Annotated in this window: 13 protein-coding genes; 7 read left to right on the top strand and 6 right to left on the bottom strand. The window is 66.0% G+C overall.

The window, feature by feature from the left end:
* Positions 1-17: 17 nt before the first annotated feature.
* The 3 genes from JLK41_RS09645 to JLK41_RS09655 all read right to left on the bottom strand — a co-directional run bounded on the left by JLK41_RS09645 (position 18) and on the right by JLK41_RS09655 (position 5281).
* Positions 18-1640: a methyl-accepting chemotaxis protein gene (locus tag JLK41_RS09645; RefSeq protein WP_210390909.1), complete on the bottom strand. Its 1623-nt coding sequence runs from the start codon at positions 1638-1640 to the stop codon at positions 18-20.
* Positions 1641-1880: 240 nt separating this feature from the next.
* Positions 1881-3245, bottom strand: a complete 1365-nt coding sequence (locus JLK41_RS09650; RefSeq protein WP_210390910.1) for a TIGR01777 family oxidoreductase — start codon at positions 3243-3245, stop codon at positions 1881-1883.
* A complete protein-coding gene (locus JLK41_RS09655) occupies positions 3245-5281 on the bottom strand; it encodes a S9 family peptidase (RefSeq protein ID WP_210390911.1) in 2037 nt (678 codons plus the stop codon). Before JLK41_RS09655 ends, JLK41_RS09650 begins: the two co-directional genes overlap by 1 nt.
* 101 nt (positions 5282-5382) lie before the next feature.
* On the opposite strand from JLK41_RS09655, the gene JLK41_RS09660 reads away from it, so the two are divergent.
* The 5 genes from JLK41_RS09660 to JLK41_RS09680 all read left to right on the top strand — a co-directional run bounded on the left by JLK41_RS09660 (position 5383) and on the right by JLK41_RS09680 (position 8882).
* Positions 5383-5856: a hypothetical protein gene (locus tag JLK41_RS09660; protein ID WP_037053471.1), complete on the top strand. Its 474-nt coding sequence runs from the start codon at positions 5383-5385 to the stop codon at positions 5854-5856.
* Between the two features lie 62 nt (positions 5857-5918).
* Positions 5919-6365 (top strand): HIT family protein, encoded by a 447-nt coding sequence (locus JLK41_RS09665; protein ID WP_210390912.1) that lies wholly within the window; start codon positions 5919-5921, stop codon positions 6363-6365.
* A gap of 4 nt (positions 6366-6369) precedes the next feature.
* The gene (locus tag JLK41_RS09670) at positions 6370-7143 is read left to right on the top strand and encodes a class II glutamine amidotransferase (protein WP_037053469.1); all 774 of its coding nucleotides are present in this window, start codon (positions 6370-6372) and stop codon (positions 7141-7143) included.
* 16 nt (positions 7144-7159) lie between these two features.
* Positions 7160-7684 carry a DUF2937 family protein gene (locus tag JLK41_RS09675; protein ID WP_037053466.1) on the top strand — a complete coding sequence of 175 codons (525 nt, stop codon included), beginning with the start codon at positions 7160-7162 and terminating at the stop codon, positions 7682-7684.
* Positions 7685-7826: 142 nt separating this feature from the next.
* Positions 7827-8882, top strand: a complete 1056-nt coding sequence (locus tag JLK41_RS09680) for a DUF2167 domain-containing protein (RefSeq protein WP_210390913.1) — start codon at positions 7827-7829, stop codon at positions 8880-8882.
* A gap of 87 nt (positions 8883-8969) precedes the next feature.
* Here the strand turns inward: JLK41_RS09680 and JLK41_RS09685 are convergent, their stop codons facing one another.
* Complete coding sequence (locus JLK41_RS09685; RefSeq protein WP_037053464.1) at positions 8970-10148, bottom strand: vWA domain-containing protein; 1179 nt, start codon at positions 10146-10148, stop codon at positions 8970-8972.
* Between the two features lie 165 nt (positions 10149-10313).
* On the bottom strand, positions 10314-11159 hold the full coding sequence (locus JLK41_RS09690; RefSeq protein WP_047586601.1) for an AAA family ATPase: 846 nt from the start codon (positions 11157-11159) through the stop codon (positions 10314-10316).
* Between the two features lie 204 nt (positions 11160-11363).
* Here JLK41_RS09690 and cysK point away from each other — a divergent pair, with 204 nt between their 5' ends.
* Entirely contained in the window at positions 11364-12335 is a 972-nt protein-coding gene (gene cysK, locus JLK41_RS09695; protein WP_037053461.1) for a cysteine synthase A, read from the top strand.
* 171 nt (positions 12336-12506) lie between these two features.
* Here cysK and JLK41_RS09700 read toward each other — a convergent pair whose 3' ends face one another.
* Positions 12507-13397 carry a DMT family transporter gene (locus JLK41_RS09700; protein ID WP_047586597.1) on the bottom strand — a complete coding sequence of 297 codons (891 nt, stop codon included), beginning with the start codon at positions 13395-13397 and terminating at the stop codon, positions 12507-12509.
* 194 nt (positions 13398-13591) lie between these two features.
* On the opposite strand from JLK41_RS09700, the gene aceK reads away from it, so the two are divergent.
* Positions 13592-15310, top strand: coding sequence for a bifunctional isocitrate dehydrogenase kinase/phosphatase (gene aceK, locus JLK41_RS09705; RefSeq protein ID WP_210390914.1), 1719 nt, complete (start codon positions 13592-13594; stop codon positions 15308-15310).
* Positions 15311-15312: the final 2 nt, after the last annotated feature.

Genomic DNA, 15312 nt, shown 5'->3' on the forward strand with positions numbered 1-15312 from the left:
CGCCGCCCGCTGGTACCCTAGAAACTGAAGCGGCGCATCACCCCCTGCAAGCGCTCGGACATGCCCTGCAAGGCACGAATGGCCTGGACGATGCCGCCTTGCGCGGCGGAGTTTTCCTCGACGATCTGCGCGACCTGTTCGACGTTCTGCGCCACCTGTTCGCTGGCGGCGCGTTGCTGCTGCAGGGCGGTGGCGATGAGCCCCACCGACTGCAGCGACTCGTCCAGTGCCACGCGGATCTCGCCCATGGTGGTGGCGCTGTTCTCCACCAGTTGCAGGCCGGTGTCCACCCGCGAGCAGGTCGCGGACATGCTGTCGCGGGCCTGGCACACGCCATTGTGGATGGCCTCGACCAGGGCGACGATCTCGGTGGTGGACTGCGCGGTGCGCGCGGCCAGGCTGCGCACCTCGTCGGCCACCACGGCGAAGCCACGGCCCTGTTCACCGGCGCGGGCGGCCTCGATGGCGGCGTTGAGGGCGAGCAGGTTGGTCTGTTCGGCGATGCCACGGATCACGTCGACGATGGCGCCGATGTTGCCGGACTGTGCGGCGAGTTGCTCGACGTCGCCGGAGCACTGCGTCACCAGCGAGGCGATGCGGCGGATTTCCTCGATGGCCTGGGTGGTCACCTGCAGGCCGCTGTCGGTCAGCTCGCCGGCCTGGCGGGCGCGGTCGTGGGTGTGCTGGGCGCTCTCCGCGATGTGGTTGATGCTCACCGCCAGTTGCTCGACCGTGGCGGCCATCGCCGCTGCGGTGTCGCTCTGGATATTGGCGCTGTTGAGCACCTGCTCGGAGGAGGCGGCCAGCTGCAGGGTGGCGCACTCGATTTCCTCGGAGGCTTCGCCGATGTTGCCGATCACGTCGTGCAGGCCGTGGCGCATCGCCTGCACCGACTTCATCACGCCGCTGCTGCCACCGCCGTCCTGCTGCGCGCCGTCGAGGCGGCCGGAGGCGATGCGGGCGCTGATCGCCTCCAGCTCACCGGGTTCGGCACCCAGCTGGCGGCCGAGCAGGCGGCTGAAGTAGAGCACGTGCACGCTACCCAGCAGCAGCGCGACCACCAGCAGCAACAGGCTCAGGCGCAGGCTCCTGGCGTAGGCCGCCTCACCCAGCAGGTACTGGCGCTTGGCCTCGCCGAGCTGGACTTCGATCAGCTCGGAAAACTTGGCCGACAGCGGGTCGATCAACGGGTACAGGTCGTTGCTGGCGAAGCGCTCGATTTCGCCCCGGTCACCCCGGATGAGCTGGCTCTGCAGCTGCTCAAGGGGCTGCTGTGCCTTGCTCATCAGGGGGGGGATCTCGTCGATCAGGCGCCGCTCGTCGGCGATCAGCTGGGTGGCCAGGTAGGCTTTCCAGATCTCGGCGATACGCTGCTGGGCCTGCTCGATCATCTGTTGCGCGGCGTTGCCGCTGAGGGTGCCGCTGCGCGCCTTCTGCGTGGCGTCGACGATGTTCACCGCGTAGAGGTCGGCAATCTGCTTGAGGTCGCGCAGCGGTACCACGCGGTCCAGGTAGACGGTCTGCAGGCCGCCGACGGTGGTCTTGAGGCCATGCAGGCCGAGCAGGCCGACGGCCAGCAGCGCGGTGAGCAGAACGCCGGCGAGCAGCAACAGGTGAGTGCGTATCTTCCAACTCTTCATGGCAGGGTCTTCCTTGGCAGCAGGAAAGGGTGGCTCATGGCCATCGCCAAGCGCCGTGCGTTCAGCCTAGATCAGATTTCGCCGCCAGCGCGGCGAGTTGGTCGAACGGTCAGGTTTGTTACCGTTCGTCGCTGAAAAGTGGCAGCAGGCCAGGTATGGCGGGGCTTTGACGCCAGAGAGAGTGCCGCGCCAGCACCCGCTTCAGGGGGCTGGCCGAGCCTTGGCCGCCGCTGCGCGCGGCTAGCGCCTGGCGAGCAGTTGCTGGAGTGCGGGTTGCAGCTGCGGGTAGCGGAAACGGTAGCCGCTCTGCAGCAGGCGGGCCGGCACCACGCGCTGGCCGGTGAGCAGGACTTCGTCGGCCATCTCGCCCAGCAGCAGGCGTACCAGCGCGGCCGGTACCTTCAGTCGCAGGCGCGCCCAGGGCACCTGGCGCTGCAACGCCTGGCAGAAGTCCCGGTGGCTGACCGGTTCGGGGGCGGTGAGGTTGATCGGGCCGCTGAGTGGCGTGCGCATCAGGTAGCTGCAGATATCCAGAACATCGTCCAGGTGTATCCAGGGCATCCATTGCCGGCCGTCGCCCAGCTGGCTGGCCACACCCAGTTCGAAGGGGCGCTTGAACTCGGCCAGTGGGCCGCCATCGCGACCCAGGACGATGCCGATACGCAGCAGGCACACGCGCAGGCCAAGCGCCTGCATCTGCAGGGCTCTGGCCTCCCATTGAGCGCACAGCCGATGGGAGAAGCCGTCGTGCGCCTCGCTGTCTTCATCGAGCGGCTCGTCCTGCCAGTGCCCGTAGTAGCCGACGGCGGAGCCGCTGAGCAGCAGCTCGGGCTTGTGCTCCAGGCGCTGCACCAGTTGCAGCAGTGCGTCGGTGGTGTCGAGCCGGCTGCTCAGGAAGCGTTGCTTGCGCGCAGGGTTCCAGCGCTGCCCGGCCAATGGCTCGCCGGCCAGGTTGATCAGGCAGTCGATGCGCTCATCGCTGGCGATCTGCGCCAGGTCGGTCAGCGCACTGATGCGCCCGCGCACCTGGCCGAGACTGGCCAGGTCGCGGGTCAGGATCAGTACCTCATGGCCGGCCTGGCTCAGCGCCGTGGCCAGCGGGCTGCCGATGAAACCACTGCCGCCGGTGATCAGCACACGCAGGCGCCGCCCGCTGTCATGGCGCAGTGTCAGCGCCGGCGGACGTGGCCGGGTGGCGGGCCTCAGGGCCAGCAACGGGATGCCCATGGCCAGTGCGGCCGCGCCGTTGAGGTAGGCGTGCAGGGTGAAGCCGAAGGCGATGGAGAAGGCGCTGTCGAGCAGGCTCCACAGCAGCAGGGCGGCGATCAGCACGGGTTTGATCAGGCCCAGGCCGTGGCGGCGGTAGATCACCAACAGCGCGCAGAACAGCAGGCCCCAGCTGGCCACGGTGGGCCCGAACAGGCCGACCAGGGTGCGCAGCGGCACCTGCTGCTCGGGGCTCGGCAGGGGCAGGCCACGGGCGGCGTGCAGGTAGTCGAAGTACCCCTGGGTCAGCGGCAGGTGGGCGGCAAAGGCCAGCACGATGCCCAGCAGCACGTGCCCCGCGCCCATCAGCAACAGCCAGCGATACAGCAGGCCCTGCATCAGCGGATATCCAGTACGCGCAAGAGGAAGGCGTATTCCAGCGCCACGTCGCGGATCCCCTGATAGCGACCGCTCATGCCGCCGTGGCCGGCGTCCAGGTCGGTCTTGAGCAGCAGCAGGTTGTCGTCGGTCTTGCGCTCGCGCAGCCTGGCCACCCATTTGGCGGCTTCCCAGTACTGCACGCGGCTGTCGTTGTAGCCGGCGACGGCGAGGATGGCCGGGTAGGCCTGGGCGCGGACGTTCTCGTAGGGGGCATAGCCCTGCAGCCGGGCGAAGACCTCGGGCTGGTTGGGGTCGCCCCATTCGTCGTACTCGGTGACGGTCAGCGGCAGGTCCGGGTTGAGCATGGTGTTGAGCACGTCGACGAAGGGCACCTCGGCGATGGCGGCGGCGAACAGCTCTGGGCGCTGGTTGAGCACCGCGCCGATCAGCAGGCCACCGGCGCTGCCGCCGCTGATCGCCAGGCGTGCGGGGCTGGTCAGGCCCTCGGCGATCAGGCGTTCGGCGCAGGCGATGAAGTCGTCGAAGGTGTTCTGCTTGTGCTCGAGCTTGCCGGCACGGTACCAGGCTTCGCCCATCTCGCCGCCGCCGCGCACGTGGGCGATGGCGAAGATGAAGCCGCGCTCCAGCAGGCTCAGGCGGGCGTGGGAGAACCAGGGGTCGAGGCTCGCGCCGTAGGCGCCGTAGCCATAGAGATAGAGCGGCGCCGGCTGGCCGGCGGCGAAGACCTCGCGGCGCGCCACCAGGCTGATCGGCACCAATGTACCGTCACCCGCGGTGGCCCAGAGGCGGCGACTCTCGTAGGCGTCGGCGTCGAACGGACCTTCCACCGGCGTTTGCTTGAGCACCTGCTGCTCGCCGCTGGCCAGTTCCAGCTGGCGTACCTGGGCAGGGCGGCCGAGGGCCTCGTAGCGCAGGCGGATCACCGTGCTGTGGAACTCCAGGCCGTCCTGTACGTAGAGGCTGTAGGCGGCATCCGGCAGGGCGACGCGGTAGCTGACTGCTCCCTGCGGCTGCACCTCGAGCACGGGCAGGCCGCCTTCGCGCAAGGCGAGGACGATGGCGCTCTGATTCAGGGTCGCGCCTTCGAGCATCACCTGCGCATCGTGCGCGCGAATCTGCTGCCAGTGCGGGCGTTTTGGCTGGTCTTCGGCGGCGCGGTACAGGGCGAAGTTGATGCCGCTCTGGTTGCTGCGGATCAGCCAGCACCACTGGCCGTCGAGCATGCCGTGGTCGGCGTCGTACTCGTGGCCTTCCTCGCGCGGCGCCAGGCAGGCGAATGCTGCGTGCGGCGTGTCGGCGTCCAGCACCCAGACTTCGCTGGTGGTCTTGCTGCCCAGTTGCAGGATCAGCTGACGTTCGGAGCTGGACCGGTAGCAGTGCAGGAAGAAGCGGCCGTCGGCTTCCTCGAACACCGCTTCGGCGGCTTCATCGCCGAGGCGGTGGCGGTGCAGCCTGTACGGGCGGTGGGTGTCGTCCAGTTCGGTGAAGAACAGGGTCTGGCTGTCGTTCGCCCAGGTCATGCTGCCGTCGCAGTCGTCGAAGGGCAGCTCGCGTATCGCGCCGCTGTCGAGTTCCTTCACGAACAGGCGGTAGATCTCGTCACCGCTGCTGTCCAGGCTGTAGGCCAGGCGCCGCTGGTCGGGGCTGATGCTGAACGCGCCCACCGAGAGAAAACCGCCGGCAGCCAGTTCGTTGGGGTCCAGCAGCAGTGTCTCGCTGGCCGCGTCGACCTCGAGCGAAGCGCCCGCCGGACGGGCGCAGCGGTAGTGGCGCGGGTACTCGTCGCCAGCCGTGGTGCGCTGGTAATAGAGATAGTCCCCCCAGGGCGTGGGCAGCGACAGATCGGTTTCGCGGATGCGCCCCTTGATCTCCTCGAACAACTGCTCGCGCAGGGCATGCTGCGGAGCCAGGGTGCTTTCCAGGTAGGCGTTTTCCGCTTGCAGGTAGGCCAGCACCTCCTCGCTGTCGCGGTTTTCCAGCCAGCGGTAGGGATCTGTGCCGGCTTCCTGGCGGGCACGAGGGGCAGTGGACATGCTGAAACTCCAGAACTGGGTGCCCGACAGGGGCGCCGGGGCGAGCAAAAGCCGTTATCATAAGCGCCCCTTTGCCACACCTGCCACGCCGGCGACTGCTTATGATGAACGAAAACGACTACCTCATGGCCTGGGCCGCATACGGTGTTGCCGCCCTGGGCTGCCTGCTGGTGTGGATGCGCATGACCACCTGGATGTGGCGCTATGCGCGTGAGCCGCTGCGGGTGCTGGTGGCCGTGCTGCTGTTCAGTCCGACCATCGTCGACCCGGCGCGTGAGCTGTTCGCCCCGGCGATTGCCGTCACCGCCATGGACCTGTTGCTCAAGGTCGGCAACAACGCCTGGCGTGCGGTGGCCGACCTGTCGCTTTATGGATTGATCGCCTTCGCCCTGTACCTGCTCTTCGTCGCCATTCGCTGGCCCATCGAACGCTGGTGGCAAGGTCGTCGCGAGGAGCAGGTGAGCGAGGTCGACGAAGATTCGCGTACGCTGCGCGAGCGGATGGAAGAGGACGACGACCTGCCGCTGCGTGACTACGGCCACGACCGCTCCGGTCGTCTGGAACCGCGTATCTGATCTGCCGCCTGCGCCTGTCGCAGCAGACGCAAGGCCGGCTGGCCCAGTGCAAGGGAGGCTCGATGGATTGCGTGTTCTGCGCCATTGCCGAGCGACGGCTGCCGGCTCACCGCCTGTACGAGGACGATGATTTCATCGTGCTGCTGGATATCTTCCCCATGCGTCCGGCCCATGTGTTGATCGTCAGTCGCCGGCATGCGCCTTTTCTGCACGATCTGCCGCCTGCGCTCGCTGAGCGCCTGCTGCCCCTGGCCGAGCGGGTGGCTGCGGCGCTGCGCCAGGCAGGCTACGGTAGCCAGGGCATCAACCTGTTGCTCAACGACGGCCCGGACGCCAATCAGCATGTCCCCCATCTTCATCTGCACCTGATTCCGCGCCGGCCGGGTGACCTGCTGGCACTGCTCTGGCGGCTGCTGACGCGTTTTCTGCCGCTGGGGCGCAAGCGCATCGAAGCGCGCCTGCAGGATGAAGCCGATCGCCTGCGCCTGATCCTCGCCAAGGAGAATTGATTCGATGTGCGAATTGCTCGGCATGAGCGCCAACGTTCCGACCGATATCGTGTTCAGCTTCACCGGCCTCATGCAGCGCGGTGGCCGTACCGGGCCGCATCGCGATGGCTGGGGCATCGGCTTCTACGAGGGCCGGGGCCTGCGCATCTTCCAGGACCCGCAGGCGAGCAGCGAGTCGGAGGTGGCGCAGCTGGTGCAGCGCTATCCGATCAAGAGCGAGGTGGTGATCGGCCACATTCGCCAGGCCAACGTCGGCAAGGTGTGCCTGGTCAACACCCATCCGTTCAGTCGCGAGCTGTGGGGGCGCAACTGGTGCTTTGCGCACAATGGCCAACTGGCGGGGCTCACCGGCTCCAGCAGCTTCTATCGCCCGGTCGGCGATACCGACAGCGAAGCCGCCTTCTGCGACCTGCTCAATCGTGTGCGCCGGGCCTTTCCCGAGCCGGTGTCGGTCGAGGTGCTGCTGCCCGTGCTGGTCGCGGCCTGTTCCAGCTATCGTCAGCTCGGCGTGTTCAACTGCCTGCTCAGCGATGGCGACTGGCTGTTCAGCTTCTGTTCGAGCAAGCTGGCGCACATCACCCGGCGTGCGCCCTTCGGCCCTGCACAGCTCAAGGATGCCGACCTGAAGGTGGATTTCCAGGCGGAAACCACGCCTGACGACGTGGTCACGGTGATCGCCACCGAACCGCTGACCGACAATGAGCAATGGTCACGCTACGAACCGGGCGAGTGGCGGTTGTGGCGTCGTGGCGAGTGCGTCGCCAGCGGCAAGGCCTGAGAGAGGGGAACGAGGCATGTTGAGAAGCTATCTGCGGCTGACGCTGTTCGCCTTCGGCCTGCTGCTGGGTGTGCAGGTACCGGGGTTCGTCGACGATTACGCCAAGCGCGTCGAGGCGCATCGTCTGGAGTCGCAACAGAGTCTCAAGGGCTTTCAGGACACCGCCAGCAAGTTCTTCAAGGGCGACATGGACGCGCTGGTGGCGCACTACCGCGTCAGTGACGACCCGGTGATGCGCAGCGATGCGCAGAGCGTCGCCCATCTGGTACAGCGCGCGGCCCTGCTCGAGCGCGAATGGCAGGCCATGCAGGGGGCCTGGTACGAACAGGCCTGGCACCTGGCCACGGGGGCCGACCGCGGGCTGTTCGAGGAGACGCTGCAGGCGTACCGCTACCAGGTGCTGTTCACCCCGGAGGCGATTCTCTGGGGCCTGGTCTGCGCCTTGCTGCTGGCCTGGCTGGTCGAGTTGCTGATCCTCACGCTCGGCTGGATGTCCGGCGCTGGACGAACCCGGCAGACGCAGCAGCGACACTGGCGCTGAGCGGGACAGGGACGGGCGCAGGGCGGCTGTCCCTGGCTGGCATCGCGCAGAAATTTGCACTGGTTCGCCTGCGCGGCGGGTGGCGCGTGTTAATGTAATACGGCGTTACATTTAATCGCCTCAGTGTATCTCTGGAGTTTCCATGCCGATCAAGGATTCGATCCTGGCAGCCGCGCTGGCTGCCGTCCTGCCTTTCCTGTCCGTTGCCCATGCCGATTCCACGGCTGAGCCGGAGCCTGCCGCTGCGGTTGCCGAAGTCGATGAAGACGGGCAATGGAGCAGTCCCGAAGCGTTCGTCGCCAGCCTGGAGTTCAAGACCGGTCGCGTGGTGCTGGGCGATGACCTGGCGACGCTGAACCTGCCCGATTCGCTGGTGTTTCTCGACAGTGACAATGCCCAGCGCCTGCTGGTCGACGGCTGGGGCAATCCGCCGGACGACGTGCCGCCACTGGGGATGATCCTGCCGGCTGGCATCTCGCCGCTGGCCGATGAGTCCTGGGGTGTGACGGTCGAGTACGAGGACAGTGGCTACGTTTCCGACGAGGACGCCGCCGATATCGACTACGGCGACATGCTCGAAGACATGCAGTCCGACATGCGCGAATCCAACGCCTGGCGCGAGGAAAACGGCTACGAGACGGTGCAGCTGGTCGGCTGGGCCGCCGAGCCGCGCTACGACGCCGAAGGCAAGAAGCTGCACTGGGCCAAGGAGCTGAAGTTCGGCGACAGCGACATCAACACCCTCAACTACAACATCCGTGTGCTGGGTCGCAAGGGCGTGCTGGTGCTGAACTTCGTCGCCAACATGGACCAGCTGGCGGAGATCGAAGCCAACGTACCGGCGGTGCTGGCGGCTACCGAGTTCAATCCGGGCCAGCGTTACGCCGAGTTCAACCCGGACCTGGATACCGTTGCGGCCTACGGCCTGGGTGCGCTGGTGGCGGGCAAGGTGGCGGCCAAGACCGGCCTGCTGGCCATGTTGCTGGTGCTGCTGAAGAAGTTCTGGTTCATCCCGGTGGTGCTGTTCGGCTGGCTGGGCAAGCGCCTGGGCCTGCGCAAGAAAGACCCTGCGCCGAGCGCGGAGGAGAGCGCCCCGGCCGCGCCTGCGGCTGCCGAGCGCAAGCCGGAGGAACCGCCGCAGACACCAGCGCAGACGGTGATGGATCTGAACAAGCCGGACGATGCCGACAAGCGCTGACTCCGACGCCGGGCCCGGAGGTACTCCGGGCAAGGAAAAACGCCGCGACACCTGTGAAGGGGTCGCGGCGTTTTCGTTGCGGCCGGACTATTTGGACAGGTACTTCATGCCGTCTTCCAGGCCCTGCAGGGTCAGCGGGTACATGCGTTCTTCGATCAGCTCGCGTACCAGGCCGGTGGAGGCGGTGTAGTTCCAGGTGTCCTTGGGGTAGGGGTTGATCCAGATGATCTTCTTGAACTTCTCGGTGAAGCGCTTCATCCAGACGTAGCCGGCTTCCTCGTTCCAGTGCTCGACGCTGCCGCCTGCCTGGGTGATCTCGTAGGGCGCCATGGCCGCATCGCCGACGAACACCACCTTGTAGTCGGCGCCGTACTTGTGCAGCAGGTCCAGGGTCGAGGTGCGTTCGCTGGTGCGGCGCATGTTGTTCTTCCACACGCTCTCGTAGATGAAGTTGTGGAAGTAGAAGTACTCCAGGTGCTTGAACTCGGTCTTGCACGCCGAGAACAGCTCCTCGCAGACCTTGACGTGGGCGTCCATCGAGCCACCGATGTCCAGCAGCAGGAGGAGCTTCACCGTGTTGCGGCGCTCCGGGCGCATCTGGATGTTGAGCAGGCCGCCGTCCTTCGCGGTGTGGTCGATGGTGCCGTCCAGGTCCAGCTCTTCGGCCGCACCCTGGCGGGCGAACTTGCGCAGGCGGCGCAGCGCCACCTTGATGTTGCGCGTACCCAGTTCGACCTGGTCGTCGAGGTTCTTGTACTCGCGCTGGTCCCACACCTTGGCGGCCTTGCCCTGGCGCTTGCCGGCATCGCCGACGCGGATGCCTTCCGGGTTGTAGCCACCGGAGCCGAACGGGCTGGTGCCGCCGGTACCGATCCACTTGTTGCCGCCGGCGTGCTTTTCCTTCTGCTCTTCGAGGCGCTTCTTGAACTCCTCGATGAGCTTGTCGAGGCCGCCGAGGCTCTGGATCTGCGCCTTCTCCTCGTCGCTCAGCAGGCGTTCGAATTCCTTGCGCAGCCACTCCTCGGGGATCATCGCCTCGATGTGTTCGTTGAGGTTTTCCAGGCCCTTGAAGTAGGCCCCGAAGGCGCGGTCGAACTTGTCGAAGTGACGCTCGTCCTTCACCAGGATCGCCCGCGCCAGGTAATAGAACTCGTCCATGTCGGCGAACACGACGTTGTGCTTGAGCGCGTTGATCAGGTCGAGCAACTCACGCACCGACACCGGCACCTTGGCCGCGCGCATTTCGTTGAATAGGTTGAGCAGCATTGTCTGTGCCCTCGGGATAATCCGTAGGGTGGGTTAGTCGCGTAGCGGCGTAACCCACCGTTGATGCCGTCGGCATCATGCTTGCCAGCCTGACGGCTGGGCGGTGGGTTACGCTTCGCTAACCCACCCTACAAAGGCGCTGGCCGACGCGCAGCCGCCCGATGTTTACCGAGAAGCGCGGCGCGCCATGAAGGCCAGGCGCTCGAGCAACTGCACGTCCTGCTCGTTCTTCACCAGGGCGCCGGCCAGTGGCGGGATGGCCTTGGTCGGATCGCGCTCGCGCAGTACGGCTTCGCCGATGTTGTCGGCCATCAGCAGTTTCAGCCAGTCCACCAGTTCGCTGGTCGAGGGCTTCTTCTTCAGGCCCGGCACCTTGCGCACGTCGAAGAACACGTCCAGCGCTTCGGCCACCAGCTCGCCGCTGATGTTGGGGTAGTGCACGTCGACGATCTTCTTCAGCGTGTCGCGATCGGGGAAGGCGATGTAGTGGAAGAAGCAGCGACGCAGGAAGGCGTCCGGCAGCTCCTTCTCGTTGTTCGAGGTGATGATGATGATCGGGCGCTGCTTGGCCTTGATCGTCTCGTCGGTCTCGTAAACGTAGAATTCCATCTTGTCGAGTTCCTGCAACAGGTCGTTGGGGAACTCGATGTCGGCCTTGTCGATCTCGTCGATCAGCAGGATCACGCGCTCGTCGGACTCGAACGCCTCCCACAGCTTGCCTTTCTTGATGTAGTTGCGAACGTCGTGGACCTTGTCGGAGTCGAGCTGCGAGTCACGCAGGCGGCTGACCGCGTCGTACTCGTAGAGGCCCTGATGCGCCTTGGTGGTCGACTTGATGTGCCAGGTGATGAGACGGGCGCCGAAGGCTTCGGCCAGTTGCTCGGCGAGCATGGTCTTGCCGGTGCCCGGCTCGCCCTTGACCAGCAACGGGCGCTGCAAGGTGATGGCGGCGTTGACCGCCAGCTTGAGGTCGTCGGTGGCGACGTAGGACTGGGTACCTTCGAACTTCATCGGAAAATCCTCGGAGCGATAGCGCGGGGCGGCCCGCAGCAGAAATTCAGAGCGCGACTATAACGCGCAGCCTTGGTGGCTGTGAACGCAGACGCAGTATTCAGTCACTGAATGGCGGGTCACCCGGCTTTCGGTCTGCCTGCTGGACGGCCAGCGGGCGGCGGCATAGGCTTGGGGTTTTTCCTGCCCGCAAGGACTTCCATCATGAGTCGTATCTTCGCAGACAACGCCCAGGCCATCGGCAATACGCCGCTGGTGATGATCAACCGCCTGGGCCCGAAAGGCGTGACCATCCTGGCCAAGATCGAAGGGCGTAACCCGGCGTACTCGGTCAAGTGCCGCATCGGCGCCAACATGATCTGGGATGCCGAGGAACGCGGCGTGCTCAAGCCGGGCATGACCATCGTCGAGCCGACTTCCGGCAACACCGGTATCGGCCTGGCCTTCGTCGCGGCGGCGCGCGGCTACAAGCTGGTGCTGACCATGCCTGCCTCGATGAGCCTGGAGCGACGCAAGGTGCTCAAGGCGCTTGGCGCCGAGCTGGTGCTGACCGAACCGGCCAAGGGCATGAAGGGCGCGATCGAGAAGGCCAACGAGCTGGCCGCCGCCAACCCCGACTACTACCTGCCGCAGCAGTTCGAGAACCCGGCCAACCCGGCCATCCATGAAAAGACCACCGGCCCGGAAATCTGGCGGGACACCGACGGCGCCATCGACGTGCTGGTGGCCGGTGTCGGTACGGGTGGCACCATCACCGGGGTATCGCGCTACATCAAGCAGACCCAGGGCAAGCCGATCCTCTCGGTGGCGGTGGAGCCGGTGGGCTCGCCGGTCATCAGCCAGACTCTGGCCGGTGACGAGGTCAAGCCGGCTCCGCACAAGATCCAGGGCATCGGTGCCGGGTTCGTGCCGAAGAACCTCGATCTGGCCATGGTCGATCAGGTCGAGCAGGTCGCCGATGACGATGCCAAGGCCATGGCCCTGCGGCTGATGCGCGAAGAAGGCATTCTCTGCGGCATCTCCTGCGGTGCGGCGATGGTGGCTGCCGTGCGCCTGGCGCAGAAGCCGGACATGCAGGGCAAGACCATCGTGGTGATCCTGCCGGACTCCGGTGAACGCTACCTGACCTCGATGCTGTTCGACGGCCTGTTCACCGAGCAGGAACTGCAGCAGTAACGCGTCATGCAAGGGCCGTTGCCGTGGCTGCGCATGGATGATTGGCGCAGCCTGTGCTGATGGCCACGGTGTTTCATGCGGCTGAATCCGCTCGCTCAGGCTGTGCGCTCAGGCGCTTCCACGTCTGTGCTCTGAGCTGCCGGGTGCTGGACCGCTGATGCGCGAGCCACGCTAGGCCCTGGCAGTCGTTGGCCGTACCACCAGCCACAGGGCCAGTGCGATCAGCAGGCAGCCCGGCAGGTAGTCCCAGCTCAGTGGTTCGTCCAGCAGCAGCGCCCCCCAGAGGACGCCGAACGGCGGGATCAGGAAGGTGGTGGTGCTGGCCTTGATCGGCCCGATATCGCTGAGCAGGCGGAAATACAGCACATAGGCGAAGGCGGTGCAGAGCAGGCCGAGCCCGGCCAGGGACAGCCATACCTCGATGCCGCCCCAGCTCGCCGGTGCCTGCAGCGCGAGGCTGCCGGCGAACAGCGGCAGCAGGAACAGGCTGGCCCCGACCAGGCTGGCGAAGGCGGTCAGGCGATTGTCCAGGCCGCCTTGCTGGCCGATCCAGCGTCGCGTGAGGAAGCCGGCGAAGCCGTAGCAGGTCGTGGCCACCAGGCAGGCGCCCGCACCCAGCAGCAATTGCATGTCGAAGGCGACCGGGCCGGTGCGGGTCAGCACCGCCACGCCGAGCAGGCCGAGAAACACGCCGGCGGCCTTGCTCGGGGTGATGCCCTCGTGGAAGAACAGCGCGCCGATCAGCACGCCCATCAGGGGTGTCGTGGCATTGAAGATCGCCGAGTAGCCAGCCGGCAGGATCAGCGCCGCCAGGCAGTACATGGCCGATGGCAAGCCGGCGTTGATCATTCCCAGCACCAGGCAGATGCGGAATTTGCCACGAAAGTCCCAGTCGGTGCGCAGCAGCAACAGCAGGGCCAGCAGTCCCAGGGTGCCGAAGCTGGCACGGAAGAAGGCAGTGGGCATGCTGCCCAGCACGGGGGCGGCGACCCGCATGAAGAGGAAGCTGGCGCCCCAGATGGCGGCGAGCAGCAGCAGGCGAAGCAGGTCGGCGGTGCGCATGATGGACTATCCGGCAGGGGTGGGGGCGAGAGTGTTGCCGCTGGACGGCGTTCTGGCAATCCGCATCGCGCTTTCGAAGTGCGCCGTAGCTGGTCGGCTGCAAGCGGCAAACGCCTTGCCGGCATGGCGACTTGCATCCGGGCCGGGTTTGTCGGCTAAGCTCGGCTCATTCACCGCATTGACAGGGCATGCGCATGGGGCAGCAATGGCCGGCCGACGGGATCGCCCGCCTGATCCTCGATGGCTTCGACGATTATCGCGAGCAGTTCCGCCAGATCACCGATGGCGCGCGTGCCCGCTTCGAGCAGGCGCTGTGGCAGGAGGCGCAACAGGCCTCGGCCGCGCGCATCAACCTCTACGAGGACAAGGTGGCGCAGACCCGCGAGCGTCTGCAGCAGGGCTTCGATGCCGCGCTGCTGGAGGCCAGCCAGTGGCCGCTGGTGAAGAGCGCCTATATCGCGCTGATCGACCTGCGCCTCGACGACGAGCTGGCGGAGACCTGGTTCAACTCGATCTTCTGCAGCCTGTTCAGCCATGATCTGATCAGCGATGGCTGCATGTTCATCCACACCACGCGACCATCGCTGCGCAGCCGCTCGGGCGCCGCGCAGACCCGCCGCTACCGGCCCGACGGCGCGCTGGACGAGGCGCTGCGGGCGATCTTCGAGGACTACGCCTTCGATGCCGCCTACGAAGACCTGCCGCGTGACCTGCAGCGCCTGGAGGAGCAGCTGCGGGCGAGCCTGCCGGACTGGATCTGCAAGGACCCGGAGCTGTGCGTCGAGCTGTTTTCCTCGGTGCTGTATCGCAACAAGGGCGCCTACCTGGTCGGGCGCATCTACACCCGCGACGAGCAATGGCCGCTGGCGATTCCCCTGCTGCATCGCGAAGGGCAGGGCATTCAGGTCGATGCGGCGATCACCGACGAGGCGGAGGTGTCGATCATCTTCTCCTTCACCCGCAGCTACTTCATGGTCGACGTCGCCATCCCGGCCGACTTCATCGGTTTCCTGCGGCGCATCCTGCCGGGCAAGCACATTGCCGAGCTGTACACCTCGATCGGCTTCTACAAGCACGGCAAGAGCGAGTTCTACCGCTCGCTCATCGGCCACCTGGCCAGCAGCGACGACCGCTTCGTGATGGCGCCTGGCGTGCGCGGCATGGTCATGAGTGTGTTCACCCTGCCGGGCTTCAACACGGTGTTCAAGATCATCAAGGACCGCTTCGCCCACGCCAAGACGGTGGATCGCAACACGGTGATCGAGAAGTATCGCCTGGTGAAGAGCGTCGACCGTGTCGGGCGCATGGCCGATACCCAGGAATTCGCCGATTTTCGCTTTCCCAGGGCCAAGTTCGAGCCGCAGTGCCTGGCCGAGTTGCTCGAGGTGGCACCCTCGACCGTGGTGCTGGAGGGCGACAGCGTGCTGGTGCGCCACTGCTGGACCGAGCGGCGCATGACACCGCTCAATCTCTATCTGGAGAGTGCCAGCGAGGCGCAGGTGCGCGAGGCGCTGGACGATTACGGCCTGGCCATCAAGCAACTGGCGGCGGCGAACATCTTCCCCGGTGACATGCTGCTGAAGAACTTCGGCGTGACCCGTCATGGCCGGGTGGTGTTCTACGACTACGACGAGATCTGCTTTCTCACCGAGGTGAACTTCCGCAGGATTCCACCGCCGCGCTTCCCCGAGGACGAGATGAGCGCCGAGCCCTGGTACTCGGTGGCGCCCAACGACGTGTTCCCCGAGGAGTTCCCGCCCTTCCTGTTCGCCGATATCAAGCAGCGCCAGCTGTTCAGCAGGCTGCACGGCAACCTGTATGACGCCGACTACTGGAAGCAGCTGCAGGACGCGATCCGTGCCGGCAAGGTGATCGATGTGTTCCCCTATCGGCGCAAAAGTCCGGTGATTTGATC

The organism is Ectopseudomonas khazarica, from assembly GCF_017915135.1.
GTDB lineage: Bacteria > Pseudomonadota > Gammaproteobacteria > Pseudomonadales > Pseudomonadaceae > Aquipseudomonas > Aquipseudomonas khazarica.

Coding starts and splice junctions, on each gene's coding strand:
- JLK41_RS09650 (WP_210390910.1), bottom strand. CDS start 3,245: ATGCAGGGCCTGCTGTATCGCTGGCTGTTGCTGATGGGCGCGGGGCAC.
- JLK41_RS09645 (WP_210390909.1), bottom strand. CDS start 1,640: ATGAAGAGTTGGAAGATACGCACTCACCTGTTGCTGCTCGCCGGCGTT.
- JLK41_RS09665 (WP_210390912.1), top strand. CDS start 5,919: ATGGATTGCGTGTTCTGCGCCATTGCCGAGCGACGGCTGCCGGCTCAC.
- aceK (WP_210390914.1), top strand. CDS start 13,592: ATGGGGCAGCAATGGCCGGCCGACGGGATCGCCCGCCTGATCCTCGAT.
- JLK41_RS09685 (WP_037053464.1), bottom strand. CDS start 10,148: ATGCTGCTCAACCTATTCAACGAAATGCGCGCGGCCAAGGTGCCGGTG.
- JLK41_RS09655 (WP_210390911.1), bottom strand. CDS start 5,281: ATGTCCACTGCCCCTCGTGCCCGCCAGGAAGCCGGCACAGATCCCTAC.
- JLK41_RS09690 (WP_047586601.1), bottom strand. CDS start 11,159: ATGAAGTTCGAAGGTACCCAGTCCTACGTCGCCACCGACGACCTCAAG.
- JLK41_RS09680 (WP_210390913.1), top strand. CDS start 7,827: ATGCCGATCAAGGATTCGATCCTGGCAGCCGCGCTGGCTGCCGTCCTG.
- JLK41_RS09660 (WP_037053471.1), top strand. CDS start 5,383: ATGATGAACGAAAACGACTACCTCATGGCCTGGGCCGCATACGGTGTT.
- cysK (WP_037053461.1), top strand. CDS start 11,364: ATGAGTCGTATCTTCGCAGACAACGCCCAGGCCATCGGCAATACGCCG.
- JLK41_RS09670 (WP_037053469.1), top strand. CDS start 6,370: ATGTGCGAATTGCTCGGCATGAGCGCCAACGTTCCGACCGATATCGTG.
- JLK41_RS09675 (WP_037053466.1), top strand. CDS start 7,160: ATGTTGAGAAGCTATCTGCGGCTGACGCTGTTCGCCTTCGGCCTGCTG.
- JLK41_RS09700 (WP_047586597.1), bottom strand. CDS start 13,397: ATGCGCACCGCCGACCTGCTTCGCCTGCTGCTGCTCGCCGCCATCTGG.